Annotated in this window: 12 protein-coding genes; all 12 read right to left on the bottom strand. The window is 44.9% G+C overall.

Translation table 11 applies throughout. From position 1 onward, the window contains the following. Nucleotides 1-6: 6 nt before the first annotated feature. The 12 genes from AAH450_RS02355 to AAH450_RS02300 all read right to left on the bottom strand — a co-directional run bounded on the left by AAH450_RS02355 (nucleotide 7) and on the right by AAH450_RS02300 (nucleotide 13,953). Nucleotides 7-1,257, bottom strand: a complete 1,251-nt coding sequence (locus tag AAH450_RS02355) for an O-antigen translocase (RefSeq protein WP_342908736.1) — start codon at nucleotides 1,255-1,257, stop codon at nucleotides 7-9. Next, nucleotides 1,257-2,357 carry a DegT/DnrJ/EryC1/StrS family aminotransferase gene (locus AAH450_RS02350; protein WP_342908735.1) on the bottom strand — a complete coding sequence of 367 codons (1,101 nt, stop codon included), beginning with the start codon at nucleotides 2,355-2,357 and terminating at the stop codon, nucleotides 1,257-1,259. The genes AAH450_RS02355 and AAH450_RS02350 overlap by 1 nt, the downstream gene beginning before the upstream one ends. After that, entirely contained in the window at nucleotides 2,357-2,899 is a 543-nt protein-coding gene (locus tag AAH450_RS02345; protein ID WP_342908734.1) for a GNAT family N-acetyltransferase, read from the bottom strand. The genes AAH450_RS02350 and AAH450_RS02345 overlap by 1 nt, the downstream gene beginning before the upstream one ends. Further along, nucleotides 2,889-3,293: a sugar 3,4-ketoisomerase gene (locus AAH450_RS02340; RefSeq protein ID WP_342908733.1), complete on the bottom strand. Its 405-nt coding sequence runs from the start codon at nucleotides 3,291-3,293 to the stop codon at nucleotides 2,889-2,891. The genes AAH450_RS02345 and AAH450_RS02340 overlap by 11 nt, the downstream gene beginning before the upstream one ends. Continuing rightward, a complete protein-coding gene (gene rfbA, locus AAH450_RS02335; protein ID WP_342908732.1) occupies nucleotides 3,283-4,170 on the bottom strand; it encodes a glucose-1-phosphate thymidylyltransferase RfbA in 888 nt (295 codons plus the stop codon). Before rfbA ends, AAH450_RS02340 begins: the two co-directional genes overlap by 11 nt. Next, a complete protein-coding gene (gene rfbB / locus AAH450_RS02330) occupies nucleotides 4,170-5,252 on the bottom strand; it encodes a dTDP-glucose 4,6-dehydratase (protein ID WP_342908731.1) in 1,083 nt (360 codons plus the stop codon). Before rfbB ends, rfbA begins: the two co-directional genes overlap by 1 nt. Nucleotides 5,253-5,567: 315 nt before the next feature. After that, entirely contained in the window at nucleotides 5,568-6,581 is a 1,014-nt protein-coding gene (gene galE, locus AAH450_RS02325) for a UDP-glucose 4-epimerase GalE (protein WP_342908730.1), read from the bottom strand. Between the two features lie 39 nt (nucleotides 6,582-6,620). Further along, a complete protein-coding gene (gene galF, locus AAH450_RS02320) occupies nucleotides 6,621-7,517 on the bottom strand; it encodes a UTP--glucose-1-phosphate uridylyltransferase GalF (protein WP_342908729.1) in 897 nt (298 codons plus the stop codon). Between the two features lie 211 nt (nucleotides 7,518-7,728). Continuing rightward, the gene (locus tag AAH450_RS02315; RefSeq protein ID WP_342908728.1) at nucleotides 7,729-9,069 is read right to left on the bottom strand and encodes a lipopolysaccharide biosynthesis protein; all 1,341 of its coding nucleotides are present in this window, start codon (nucleotides 9,067-9,069) and stop codon (nucleotides 7,729-7,731) included. Further along, on the bottom strand, nucleotides 9,066-10,289 hold the full coding sequence (locus AAH450_RS02310) for a glycosyltransferase (protein ID WP_342908727.1): 1,224 nt from the start codon (nucleotides 10,287-10,289) through the stop codon (nucleotides 9,066-9,068). The genes AAH450_RS02315 and AAH450_RS02310 overlap by 4 nt, the downstream gene beginning before the upstream one ends. Before the next feature lie 4 nt (nucleotides 10,290-10,293). Then, complete coding sequence (gene wcaK, locus AAH450_RS02305; protein ID WP_342908726.1) at nucleotides 10,294-11,541, bottom strand: colanic acid biosynthesis pyruvyl transferase WcaK; 1,248 nt, start codon at nucleotides 11,539-11,541, stop codon at nucleotides 10,294-10,296. Nucleotides 11,542-11,721: 180 nt separating this feature from the next. Continuing rightward, the gene (locus AAH450_RS02300) at nucleotides 11,722-13,953 is read right to left on the bottom strand and encodes a phage tailspike protein (protein WP_342908725.1); all 2,232 of its coding nucleotides are present in this window, start codon (nucleotides 13,951-13,953) and stop codon (nucleotides 11,722-11,724) included. Between the last annotated feature and the right edge of the window lie 54 nt (nucleotides 13,954-14,007).

Genomic DNA, 14,007 nt, shown 5'->3' with positions numbered 1-14,007 from the left:
CTACATTCACTTTGCAATTCTATCAAGATTGAAATAAACAAATATAAAATACATTAGATAGTTACAAGCAAAACCTATCGAAGCTCCCTGTATGCCAAATTTGGTGATAAATAAATATGATAACGCAATAAAAGTTAGTGAGAAAAAAACCTCAGAGAATATAAACCATCTGGTAGCACCTTTCGCAAGCATAGGAAAGGCATATAACCAAGAAAGGATTTTAAGCACATCCCCAACTAACTGAATTGCAAATATATCTCTAGCCGCTCTAAATTGCTCAGTAAATAAAACTGTAATCGCAACATCCCTCAAAAAATATATACTTATTGCCATCAAGCATACTAATGGCATTATTACCTTAGCGGTAATATGAATTTCTTTTCTTATTTCACCCAATGAAGATAAACTAGATAGCTTAGGTAAATAGTAAGTACTAAGCGCCAAGGTGACTATTGCTAAATATACTTCTGATATTTTCCATACTGCCTGCCACAATCCGGTTAATTCCCATCCCAGATGGGCCACCATAATGTTTCTTATAAAAACAAGGGCTAAAGGCATAGCCAAAGCAGATGTAATAGACATCAAAACATAAGAATATATTGCCTTAATATTTTCTTTTTCTACCTTCCCAAAAAAATATTTTAACCTTAGCCAAGGTTGCCTTAATGAGATTAATAATATAACAATACCGGATATTGAAAGATTCAATGCAGCTGCTAATAAGGCTCCATTTAAATTCCATTTGACGATTAAAGCAACCATTACAAGGGTCGAGACTGATACAGAAATCATCCCGGCGATTACATAACGTTTATATAGTTGCTGTCCATTTATTATAGAAATGGCAAATGTGTTTATAACCGAAAATGGAAGGACTCCACTTGAAATGATTATTATCCAATAATATTTAGGCTCATTAAATAAATATATTGATATGGATTGAGAAAACAACACGGATAGAGGGAAAATTATTAAAAAAATGCCTATCGACCATTGAAGTGCTGCACGCCACCAAGGCGCACAAGCTTCGTATCCATTCGAATAATTTTGAGAAGTATACCTTACTACTCCATTGCCAACCGGTGAAGTTGCTACACCATTGATAGCGGTGAGCATACTTTGAACCTGACCTAACATGCCCATTCCTGCTGGCCCTGTGTACACAGCCACTATCTTAGCTATGAAAAAACCTGCAGCCATTCTTACTAATGTTAAAAGCGCTGTAAAAAATGTTACAGATAATAACTTTTTCATTATTTAAACTCATTTACGGCATCAATAACTCTGTTGCAATGATCCTGACTCAAAGTTGGATCCATTGGTATAGAGAGGATTTCATCGTGCAGTCTTTCCGTAAAAGGAAGTTCTAATGAGTTAAGATTACTATAAGCTCTTTGTTTATGCGGAGGTATGGGATAATGCACAAGCGTTTGAATTCCTTTTGCATCCAAATGCTCAATTAATTTATGCCTCTTTGGGGAACGAATAACAAACAAATGCCAGACATGTTTTTCTACTTGACTGCAAAAAGGCAAAATAACATTAATGTTATTAATGTTATTCAGGTAGTTAAGGGCAATTTTCCTTCTTGCCATTATGTCTTCTTCCAAATAATTGAGCTTAACTTTTAACATTGCGGCCTGGATTTCATCCAACCGGCTATTCACACCAGTATAGATATTTTCGTATTTCTTATGTGACCCATAATTTCGTAATGCATTAATTACTTCATAGAGTTTTATATCATTTGTAACAATTGCGCCCGCATCACCCAATGCTCCTAGGTTTTTGCCAGGATAAAAACTAAAGGCTCCAGCATTCCCCCACGCACCAGCTTTTATTCCTGATAATGAGGCTCCATGTGCCTGTGCACAATCTTCAAGCACAAGAAGATTGTTATCTTTCGCAAAAGCAACGATTTCATCCATTTCAGATATTTGCCCATACAAATGTACAGGTAAAATAACTTTGGTTTTCGAAGTGATATTTTTCTTGCAATTTTCTACGGAAATATTATACGTTTTTTTATCTGGCTCGACTAATATAGGTATTAAATCATTTTCTGTAATTGCCAATATTGAAGCTATATAGGTATTAGCAGGAACTAATACATGGTCCCCTGGAGCAATATACCCTAATTCTTTCCATGCTCTAAGGGTAAGGATTAATGCATCCAGCCCGTTAGCCACGCCAATGCTATACTTCGTTCCGCAATATTTTGCAAATTCATTTTCGAATTCTTTTACTTCTTTTCCTAAGATATACCATCCTGAATCAATGACTCTTTCGCATGCCTTCAGAAGTTCAATCTTGTGTTTTTCATTAATTTTTTTTAAATCCAGGAAGTTAACCATTATCCCACCAAAAATTTATTAAACTTAGCCATTGAAGATAGAAATACATCTTTTCTATAAATAAAAAAATAATCAAGGTCATTTTCAGACACTATTTCTGCGCCCATTTTTTTATGGAATCCGATAACTTTTTCATTATTAACCCGCACATCAAAATGGGATTGTTCAAAACTTAAAGATTTAAAAGCCAGATTATAAATTAATAATGCGCTCTCTAATGCTGCAGAGTTAGTTTTATCTTTATTTAGTATCCAACTTCCCCAACAAAATGAAGCAGGGTTATCTTTGAAATCATACATTCTAATAGTGCCAATAGAATGATTGTTATCTAATCTTTGTATAATAAAGTAATATTCTTTTCCTTCAGCTTCTCTCTCTTTATATTTTTCTATCCATTTTTTTTGATCGCCTACTACTCCCGACGTTAACGACAAATGTTTATTGAATAATTCATCGTTCCTTAATGAGTAAATAAAATCAGCATCAGAAGGTTCAACCAATCGTAGATTAATTGTTTTAGCCGAAAGCTTCTCAAATTTCATTACGAGACTCCTCAAGGAATTGATTATAATCTCTGATATAATCACTTTCATCATAGTGATGATCAGCAAGAACCATTAGAACGCAATCATCAGAAAACTCAGTTATTTCTCTCCAAATAACTGAGTCAAGTAATAACCCTTTTGCGGGGTCATTTAAAATAACTTCAACTCTTTCAACAGAATCGTCCAGAATAAATTTGCAAGATCCTTTAAGTGCTATAGCCACCTGTTTCAATTCTCGATGGGCATGATAGCCTCGTGTCACATTTTTTTTTGTATCAAACATGTAATACACACGTTTAATTGAGAAGGGAATGTTTTTTGTTTCTTCCAAGGCAACTAAAGACCCACGCTCATCACCGTAAGTTTGTAACGGTATAAACTTAATTTCCATGATAGGTTGCCTTGTTTTTTAAAAGTTTGTGCAAATACTCACCATATTTATTCTTTTTCAGTGCCTCAGCTTTAGTATGAATATCTTCATCCTTAAGCCAGCCATTTCTCCAAGCTATTTCTTCAGGACAAGCAACCATCATTCCTTGTCTTTTCTGAACTGTTTCAACAAAACTTCCGGCCTCTATCAAACTATCATGTGTACCTGTGTCTAACCAAGCAAATCCACGCCCTAACAGTTCAACATTAAGTTTACTTTCTTTCAAATACATTTCATTTATGGAGGTAATCTCTAATTCCCCACGTTTTGAAGGTAAAACTTTTTTTGCTTTATCAATGACAGTATTATCATAGAAATATAATCCTGTAACGGCCCAATTAGATTTTGGTTGCAATGGCTTTTCGTCAATTGCTAGAGCCTTATAATCATCATCAAACTCAACAACTCCATACCGTTCTGGATCCATAACCTGATAGCCAAACACTGTTGCTCCTTGATTATTTTGAGCAACAGTTTTGAGTTTATGGCCAAAACCTTGGCCAAAAAATATATTATCACCTAAAACTAAACATACAGAATCTTTCCCAATAAATTTAGCCCCAATAATAAATGCTTGTGCCAATCCATCGGGTTTGGCTTGTACTTCATATACAATATTAATTCCAAATTGAGAACCATCGCCCAATAATTTCACAAAGGAACTTTTATCATCTGGTGTAGTTATAACTAGTACTTCTTTTATTCCTGAAAGCATTAAAACTGATAGTGGATAATAGATCATAGGTTTATCATAAACGGGAAGAAGTTGTTTCGATACCCCTATGGTGATTGGGTACAGACGTGTCCCAGAACCGCCCGCAAGAATAATTCCTTTCATCACTTTGCTCCTTCCAAACCTAATCGTTCTCTTTTATAATTTCCAGACTGGACGTTGCTTATCCATTGGGTGTTATTCAGATACCATTGCACCGTTTTACGGATACCGCTTTCAAACGTCTCCACCGGCTTCCACCCCAACTCTCTGCTGATTTTATCGGCATCAATTGCATAACGGCGATCGTGACCGGGCCGATCAGTAACGTAGGTAATCTGCTCACGATAGCTTTCGCTTTTCGGAACGAGCTCGTCCAGCAGGTTACAAATAGTCTGCACTACTTCCAGGTTCTGCTTCTCATTATGGCCGCCGATATTGTAGGTCTCACCTACAATGCCCTTAGTCACAACGGTATAAAGCGCACGAGCATGATCTTCAACGTATAACCAATCGCGGATTTGATCGCCTTTGCCATAGACTGGTAGCGGTTTCCCATCCAGCGCATTGAGGATCACTAACGGGATGAGCTTTTCAGGAAAGTGGAACGGCCCGTAATTGTTAGAGCAGTTGGTCACCAGCGTTGGTAAGCCATAGGTACGCAACCAGGCGCGAACTAAATGATCGCTTGATGCTTTAGAAGCTGAGTAAGGGCTGCTTGGTGCATAAGGCGTCATCTCAGTGAACAGGGGCAGTTCACTGTTATCTGCTACCTCATCAGGATGGGGCAGATCGCCATACACTTCATCAGTAGAGATATGGTGGAAACGGAAGGCTGCTTTACGGTTGGTATCAAGCCCGTTCCAGTAAGTACGTGCTGCTTCCAGAAGTACATAAGTGCCGACAATGTTCGTTTCAATGAATGCAGCGGGGCCAGTAATTGAGCGATCCACATGGCTTTCTGCAGCCAGATGCATGATGGCATCAGGTTGATGCTCTGCAAGCAGCTTACTCATAGCTGAGGCATCACAGATATCTGCCTGAGCAAAAGCATAACGAGAATGATCGCTAACTTCAGCCAGAGAATCCAGATTACCAGCATAGGTTAGTTTATCGACGTTAATAACGCTGTCAGAAGTATTATTAATAATATGGCGAACTACTGCAGAACCAATAAATCCTGCACCGCCGGTCACTAGAATTTTCACACCGCGTATCTCGCTATTGTCTTGAGGAAATTATTCCACGCTACCGCCCCTGGCTATCGCTACCAGTCGCGTCGAATAACTCATTCTGCTTTACAATCAGGGTAAATGCAGGCTTTAAGAAAGCACAGAAAGACTAACTTAAGCACAACGCAGGATAGCAAAAACCATGAAAATTCTCATTCTTCCCTGTCATCAAAAACAACTTTTTCTCTGCTAAATTCGCCTGTGTGCTGGCGCAAGCTCACATTTTGCCCGTTTGTAAAAGCAAAAAACTCCCCTGAGGGAGTTTAGTTGAAAACCGGGTGCGCTCAACAATCAGCGATAACCGTCAGGATTTTTACTCTGCCAGTTCCAGGTATCACGCATCATCTCGTCGATACCACGCGATACACGCCAGTCCAGCTCTTTATCGGCCAGAGAGGCATCCGCCCAGAAGGCAGGCAGGTCGCCAGCGCGACGCGGCGAGATCTGATAAGGGATCTCTTTCCCGGCAGCTTTCTCAAACGCTTTCACCATCTCCAGCACGGAGTACCCTACTCCAGCACCAAGATTATAGGCTTTGTAACCTTCAACCGCTGATATATGGTCCAGCGCTTTAAGATGACCTTCAGCCAGATCCATCACGTGGATGTAGTCACGCTCGCCTGTACCATCTTTGGTTGGGTAGTCACCGCCAAAGATGCCTAACTTTTCCAGACGTCCAATGGCAACCTGCGCAATATAAGGCAACAGGTTATTAGGGATACCATTAGGATCTTCACCTATCTGGCCAGACTCGTGTGCGCCTACCGGGTTGAAATAGCGCAGCGCGATGGTTTTGAATTCCGGGTTCGCTTTGGCGTAATCACGCAGGATAAACTCAACCATCAGCTTCGAGGTGCCGTATGGGCTGGTCGTGCCCCCGATTGGCGTGGTTTCCACATAGGGAACCGGTGCATCTGCGCCATAAACGGTGGCAGAGGAACTGAAGATAAATTGATTAACTCCAGCTGCCCGCATCTCTTCCAACAGCACCAGCGTACCGGTGACGTTGTTCTGGTAATACTCCAGCGGCATGCGGGTAGATTCTCCTACCGCTTTCAGACCGGCAAAGTGGATAACAGCGGTGATAGCGTGCTGAGCAAACAGATCGCGCAGGCAGGCGCGATCCAGAATGTCACCTTCGCAAAAAGTTGCCGTTTTACCTGCCAGCTTTTCTACGCGGTTAAGGGATTCAGGTGATGCATTACTCAGGTTATCCAGTACCACAACGTCGTCGCCGCGCTGTAAAAGCGTCAGCACCGTGTGAGAGCCGATGTAACCCGCTCCACCCGTTACTAAAATAGCCATGTTGACTCCTTGCAACCACGCAGTGCGTGGCTGTGTGGGTTATTTAGCGAGGATCTTTTTGATTTCTTCGCGGAACTCACGTCCCTGCGCATTGTTTCTCAGGCCCCAGGAAACGAAAGCTTTCATGTAGCCCAGTTTACGGCCACAGTCGAAGCTGGTGCCAGACAGTTGGTGCGCATCAACAGGCTGTTTTTTGGCAAGGTTTGCAATGGCATCGGTCAGCTGGTAACGATCCCAGGCGCCCGGCTCAAGATTTTCCAGTTCTGCCCAGATATCTGCTGAGAGCACATAGCGGCCAACGGCAGCCAGGTCTGAATCCAGCGTCTGTGGATTTGCTGGTTTTTCAACGAAGTCCAGAATCTGGCTGATCTGGCCTGGGTTATCCATAGTCTCCTGGGTTTTCACCACGGAGTATTCAGAAAGGTCAGCCTCTGGCATATGGTGAACCAGAACCTGGCTGCGCTGTGTTTCTTCAAAGCGAGCAACCATTGCCGCGAGGTTATAGCGCAGCGGATCGGCAGTAGAGTCATCCAGCAGGATATCTGGCAGCACAACCACAAACGCTTCATCATGCAGCATGGGGCGTGCGCAAAGAATGGAGTTAGCAAGGCCCAGCGGCTGAGGCTGGCGCACGTTCATGATCGTCACGCCTGGCGGACAGATAGACTGAACTTCGCTCAGGAGCGAACGCTTGACGCGCGCTTCCAGCAGCGCTTCCAGTTCATAGGAAGTATCAAAATGGTTTTCAACCGCATTCTTGGACGCGTGGGTGACCAGAACAATTTCCTTGATGCCGGCTGCCACACACTCATCAATGATGTACTGAATCATTGGCTTGTCGACAACGGGCAGCATCTCTTTAGGAATGGCTTTTGTAGCAGGGAGCATATGCATACCCAGACCCGCAACGGGGATAACTGCTTTAAGCTTGGTCATATTTTTTCCATATAAATGAAGTAAAAAACGTATAACGATTATGCATTAAAGAGATGATTCACAAGTATAATCTTAATCTGAAAATTTAGCAGCGGCTGGCCAGCATTCTGCCAGCCTTTTTTAGAACAATTCCCACTAAACCCTCTGAGCTTTAAAATAAAAAAGGCAACCGCGGGAACGGTCACCTTTTTTTTTAATAAACCCATTCAGATTAAAGCCAGCCGGCAAACCATTCAGGCATCACAAAGAGGTTGTAATAACTCACCAGTCCCATAATGCCCACAAACACAACGGAAACCGATACCCATTGTCGCGCATAAGACAGAAACGGAATGCCAATAACGGGCTTAATGAAGAACGGATGCGCAAAGGCAGAGATCAACACCTGCGAGATCGACAGCGTAAGCGCCACGTACCAGACGTTCGGGTAGAACCAGGTTGTTGCCAGCACCAGTACCACAATGATACTTGCCACCACATTCCAGTAGAACTCCACGTTAGTGCGTCCGTTGGCCTGAGAGATAGCGCCGGTCAGTCCCCCCATTGGTCGCAGCATACCAAATAGCAGCATCAGCGGGATAAGATGCCCTACCGCTTCATGCGACGCGCCATACAGCACGCGGACAATAACCGGCGAGAGAATACCAATGGCCAGATATATCAGGCTGCTGAACAGCATGATGGCTAACGTTCCTTTCAGGAACAGCTTCTGTAGCTGCGCCGGTTCATGCTGCTTCTCGGCAAATCGGGGCAAAGCCAGACGGTTGATAACCGGCGTAACCAGCTTAAGCGGCTGCAACACCAGCTCTTTCGCCAGAGAGTAGATACCCAACATCTCTGCGCCCATCACTTTCCCGACAATCAGGGAATCGGCCTGCGTTCGTAGCTGATTAATGGTCTGCGAACCCAGCTGATAGACGCCATATTTCATTGAGCTGAAGAAGGTTGCTTTATCAAACTCAAAGGTAGGCCGCCACGATTTTTCACCAAACCAAATCATGCATAAAATACGCATCGCGGCGTTGGCAAACAGACCCAAAATAACGGCTGAGACATTAAGAGGCGTTAAATAAAGCAGCGCGACCGTTAAGGCAAAAGCCAGAAACTTGGTCACCATCTCTATTTTTGCCAGCAGCACCATTTTTTTGGCTTTAATAAAATGCGCCTGATATTGCGACAGCGAACCAAGTATCAGGAAATTAAGGCTGGTCAGCATGATCAGCCCGGTCAGTTGCGGAAGATGATAAAAATAAGCAATTGGCCAGGCGATGGCGATCAGCAACAGACCGGTCAGCAGGCTGAGCAGCACGTTTACCCAGTAAATGGTGCTTTGCTCTTTACGGGTAATATTCTGGCGATGCACGATGTAGCTGCTCATCCCCATATCCTGCAGCACCATTGCCACCGCAAGGATGGCGTTGATGATGGCGAGGATCCCCAGCTCATGGGCTTCCAGCTTACGTGCCAGCACGCCCAGTTGAACAACCTGCAGAACCGCGGCAAAACAGGTGCCACCGAACAGCCATACGGCCTGATTTTTTAGACTACTCACACCAGTTGCTCCAACAGCTGTGCCAGCTCACGGTAGGCTATATGTTGGTTGAATTCCGTTTCAACTTTCTTTCTCGCAGCTGCCACGACCGGGGCAACATCCACTTCACCTTTCGCCAGCTTGAGTAAGATCTCGCTTAAGGCTTTGGCGTCCCCTTCCGGTGCCAGCCAGCCAGAGACATTATTTTCAATCAGCTCCGGGATACCGCTGTGATCGGTTGAGACCACCGGCAGACCAACCGCCATCGCTTCCATCAACGCAACCGGGATGCCCTCCATATCGCCATCCGCAGCGGTAAGAGAAGGCAGCAGGAAGATATCCGCCTCATCGAGGTAGCGTTTGATCTCTTCCTGCGGCTTAAAGCCCACCATTTTGACGCAATCTTGCAGATTTGCCTTGCGGATGGCGGTGCTCAGCTCCTCTTCCATATCACCATTGCCAATAATGGTGTATTCGAAGTTTGCCCCCTGCGCCTTGAGGAATTTGCACGCTTCCACCGCCACACCCAAACCTTTTTTCTCGGTCAGACGGGCAACGGAAAGAATACGCAGTGGAGAATGCAGCGCATCCCGGATCTTCAGATTGAATTTTTCCGGCTCGATGCCCATGCGGGTAACATGAATCTTCTCTGGCGGACAGCCCAAAGCGATCAGTTTTCGCTCCCACAAATGGCTGATAGGCAGCAACAGTTCCGTCTGACGAAAAAGATTCGCATAATCCTGTTTGTGCTCGTCCAGAATATGACGGCGGGAGATATCCGCACCGTGGAACACGGTCGCCTGCTTGCCCTTCAGAACGCCAAGCTCCCGCAGTTTGTTGGCCAGCGCACCGGCATAGCCGAAATGCACCAGAAAAACGTCAGCGGTGAAGGTCTGCTTCGCATGGGCCACAATGGCTGGCAGCAGCAGCTTGCCGGACTGGGCGCCATAGCGCCCAACGTTAAAGGATTTGAGGGTAGTCATGCTCAGGATCTTAGGCAGCACAATCTGTAAACGCTGCTTCAGCTTTTCCGCATTGGTCACCTTATCTTCTGGCAGCAGATAGTGCGTTCTCTCTGCCAGATTGTAGCGATCGAACGCACCATGACGATTCACCAGATCGCCAGGAAACACCGAGATGATCTCAACGTCATACCCACTGTCGATAAAATGGGTGACCTGATTCAGCACAAAAGTTTCTGACGAGACCGGAAATCGCGTTGTGAAAAAAGTTAGTTTCATCGATTCACCCTAAAATCTTAACAACATCTTCGGTGATGGTATTCCCCAAAATCTTTTCCTGCGCTACCGCGTTATCAACCTGCTGTTTAACTGCATCATAGTTGTCGAGAATGCCGTTAACTTTGGCAATGATGCTGCCATCCATCAGGCTTTTCACGTCGGTTGCCATCTCTGGCAGGCCGAGTTGATTCATGACGCCGAGCGATTTGTGTTCATAGTTAATCGCCACGGCGGGGGTACCGAAGTTCATGGAGATGATTGCAGAGTGCAGACGAGTGCCGATTGTTAAATGGCTATGTGCTAAAAGGATACCCAGTTCAAGGTCATTAAACTCATCCATGATGACGTGATACTTTTCTTGCTGAACCACGTGGTCGCGCAGCGTTACTGCTACCATGCGGTCATCTTTATTGTAACTGTCAATACCGGTACAGGTAGACAATGCCACAACCTGGTAACCTCTGTCGATCATTGCGTTGATCACCTTACCAAACGCCATCTCATACTCCTGCTGTGTTACCCCAAGACGCTTGTCGAAAGGGGCCAGTTCACGCACGGTAATGGCGATGGTTTTTGTTGAGGCGATCAGTTTCTGCCAGTGCAGCAGGTTATGACTTGGCTCTTCCACGGCGCGGGCGCGCACCAGGAAGGCGGTATCCGCCCCTGACTGGACTCTTTCTGTCGAGATGTGACTCTTTTTCATCATATCCAGACTGACGCTTTCTCGTAATACCAGGCTATTTACCCTGGAAAAAACGAAGTTAGCAATTTTGTTAAATCTCTCTTTCTGAAAAGGCCCAACGCTATGACCAATCAGGTAGATTGGCTTTTTTGCCAGCAGAGCGCAGAGGGAATGCTCAAACTGTAACGGACCATAAAGGTCGACAAAGAATGACCCCCCAACCTGAATAATCGCATCATACTGCTGTAGCTTATGGGTAAAAGCCTGAAGGTATTTCGGCACGGCAAAATATTTGAAAAAGCCCCTGCCGCTGATGTGAGCCATCATAATTTTTGGCATCAAACGGCGCTTAACTTTATCACTAATCTTACTGGTTTTTTTTGACTCGTTAAAAAGTTCATCTGGCAGGATTTTTTGTTGTAACAGATAGCCAGAGCTGGTTGGATAGCGGCTAATCACATCAATCTCAATGTCATTCCTAGCAAAATTAAGCGAGTCAATAATCCCGCGTAAAATAGCACCATCACCACGATTCCCACAGGTGTGATTGCCAACCAACAAAATCTTCATATGACCCCACAATTTTTGTGCATTATTACAATATATTATTAACTAACAGGCGCTAACAAATAAGTATATTTATCCGAAAATCAAAAAATTACCTTATCACGGGCAAACAGCGTGAAAGGGAATGACAGGGCCATCCCCCTGGGCCTGAACAGGGGAATGGGTAGACAGCCCGGGCAGTAATCAGGGCCTCTGCTTAAGGGAAAAATAAGGGATCGCAACCTGCTGCCCGTTTACGACCATCGAAATATAGCCTTCAGGCTGAGAGGTTTCGACCTGATCGGCGCTTAAATGACGCGATTTAACCAGAAGATCTCCTTGCTCGTTAGCCCCGATGCCCGCCATACCGTTATGCAATGAAAAACGTTTTACCGCGCGGTATGTTTTGTCATCTTTTGGCGGGTTTTCGGCCTCCATATGGCTATCGAATCGCGCGCACTGACCGCTGGCAAAACGATCTTTAGCGGTGGTTTTAATCAGCACTATTGCAGAGCCTATCCATCCCGCTAATTTTACATAAACCCGGGTATTGGCATCCTGCTCCCTGGTATATATAACGTCGAGGATTGGGCTACTGCCCTCTGCATGCCAGCTGGCCTCAAAACCCTTTACTTTACGTTGCAGAGTAACAAAGGCGCTGCCCCCCGTATTGCGATCGTTGACGACATCTTTCAGCGGGCTCTTATCTGTGCCGTTGCTGAATTGTGACTGACCCAGCAATTCAATTTGCCAGCTGTCACCCACATCCGGGGTATGAATATTCCCCAGCTGATACCATTTTTCCTGATTACTGTGGTTAGCAATGCGGAAGCGTGAGGTCAGATAGTTATATTTCATGCTACCGTCTACCGCGATACCATATGATTCCACGCGGGTAGAACCACGCTCAAAAGCGCTCAGCCACTCTTCGCCAATCTGTGCATTATCAATCCAGCTACCTGCCTGCAGGTTAGTCTGGCGCATGTTCAGCCTGGAGAAGTGCGATATCAGAGGGTTTTTACAGGCCTCAATGCTCAGGGCATCAATTATCCACTGGCCGTTAGAAATATCGCCCGGGAACTCACTATGTTCAATCCAGCCATTATGAATCAGTGACTGGGTACAGCGGGGCAAATTCAGCACTTTTCCCTGGGAACAATGCTGGACATTGAAATTTGACAACTCGATAGCGGTGTTATGGTCCCAGTTACCTTTTTTAGTCAGAGACCAGACTCCTTTAATGACATCACCAGTACAATAATTGGCGTACCATTGATCGATTTTACAATCGAGGGTGTCAATCAGGCTGAGGGAAACCCCGCCAACATTGAGGAATCGCAGACAGGAACCCCGGAAATACTGGCCAGCAGGACAAGTGTTATGGAAGAAGCCCTGTGTATTGGAATGATCTTTGCTCTGCCCATCAAAGCTAATATTGCTGACTTCAACCCAGCGGGCATTAATCCTGAAAAGAAACTCTGATTTGCCGTCAGAGACCAGTGTTGTCGAGGGAAAATAGCCGAAATTAACAGGTGCGCCTGCAAGGCGGAAAAAACGAATATATTTTTCTGAAATATCAAGAGAAGAGATAAAGAAGCGTCCGGCTGGGAACTGGATTGAAAGTGTTTGATTATTATTCTGTGCCCAGTGATACATGGCTAGGACGGCGGGTAAACTATCGGTTTTTCCGTCCGCAATAGCGCCAAAGTCAAACAGAGTAATACGGTTGAGATCATCGCTTATGCGACGCCAGTGGAAATCTTTGCCCGATGAGGCAATATATCCCCCATCATCCTCCGCCGCACTCATTTCACCCACAAATGCCCCACCGCCAACTTCTGAGCCGTCATGCCAGCCCTTAAGGCGCACTTTTGCTCCTGCGAACAGCGGGCGAGTCTGCCGCAACGCTGCATAAGATGCAATTTCACCAATTAACTGGTACCCTGCCGGCTCGGCCAGGCGACGGCTAAACTCAGCACCGCCATTATTTTTCACGTCCGGAACGTAGAAAAGTTGCTCATCACGATCATTATGCAGCGCCATGGAATATTCGCTGTCTGACCATAATGCACCCTTCTCAGTAATGAATTTTTTCAGGGTTTCGCTGTTCAGGGTAATGGGTTGCTGTAGCAGTCCCACCTCGCCATTGGCATTTTTAAAAAAAACATCCACGAGGTTCTGTGGCTTAGTGGGATCGGTTCCCGCCTTACCAATATAGAGTTTTCCGATGAAATCACGCCAGAATTGCTCCGGCATGGTAAAAACATCATCAGGTGAAAAAATCGGAACGTCACTTTTCGGGATCGCATCTGTCGGTACTTTTTTCAGCTTTACCTGATCCCAGTCTTCGCTACGGCCCTGTGCTGGCAGCGAATTTAAAGCTGCTGTCGCTACGATAGATGAAAATGCTGTTCTGATTAATTCTCTGCGTTTCATATAAAATTCCGTGGGTTAGTGAATATGTCTTTACTGTGACACCCAGAAGTATTT

Origin of the sequence: Erwinia magellanica, assembly GCF_039023495.1 — a bacterium.
Taxonomy (GTDB): domain Bacteria; phylum Pseudomonadota; class Gammaproteobacteria; order Enterobacterales; family Enterobacteriaceae; genus Erwinia.
Note: the sequence above shows the minus strand (reverse complement) of the source record. Positions and strands in the feature narration are given on the sequence as shown.

Bases quoted from the DNA above. Each gene is read 5' to 3' on its own strand.
- AAH450_RS02355 (WP_342908736.1), bottom strand. From the start codon at position 1,257: ATGAAAAAGTTATTATCTGTAACATTTTTTACAGCGCTTTTAACATTA.
- AAH450_RS02350 (WP_342908735.1), bottom strand. From the start codon at position 2,357: ATGGTTAACTTCCTGGATTTAAAAAAAATTAATGAAAAACACAAGATT.
- AAH450_RS02345 (WP_342908734.1), bottom strand. From the start codon at position 2,899: ATGAAATTTGAGAAGCTTTCGGCTAAAACAATTAATCTACGATTGGTT.
- AAH450_RS02340 (WP_342908733.1), bottom strand. From the start codon at position 3,293: ATGGAAATTAAGTTTATACCGTTACAAACTTACGGTGATGAGCGTGGG.
- rfbA (WP_342908732.1), bottom strand. From the start codon at position 4,170: ATGAAAGGAATTATTCTTGCGGGCGGTTCTGGGACACGTCTGTACCCA.
- galE (WP_342908730.1), bottom strand. From the start codon at position 6,581: ATGGCTATTTTAGTAACGGGTGGAGCGGGTTACATCGGCTCTCACACG.
- galF (WP_342908729.1), bottom strand. From the start codon at position 7,517: ATGACCAAGCTTAAAGCAGTTATCCCCGTTGCGGGTCTGGGTATGCAT.
- AAH450_RS02310 (WP_342908727.1), bottom strand. From the start codon at position 10,289: ATGAAACTAACTTTTTTCACAACGCGATTTCCGGTCTCGTCAGAAACT.
- wcaK (WP_342908726.1), bottom strand. From the start codon at position 11,541: ATGAAGATTTTGTTGGTTGGCAATCACACCTGTGGGAATCGTGGTGAT.
- AAH450_RS02300 (WP_342908725.1), bottom strand. From the start codon at position 13,953: ATGAAACGCAGAGAATTAATCAGAACAGCATTTTCATCTATCGTAGCG.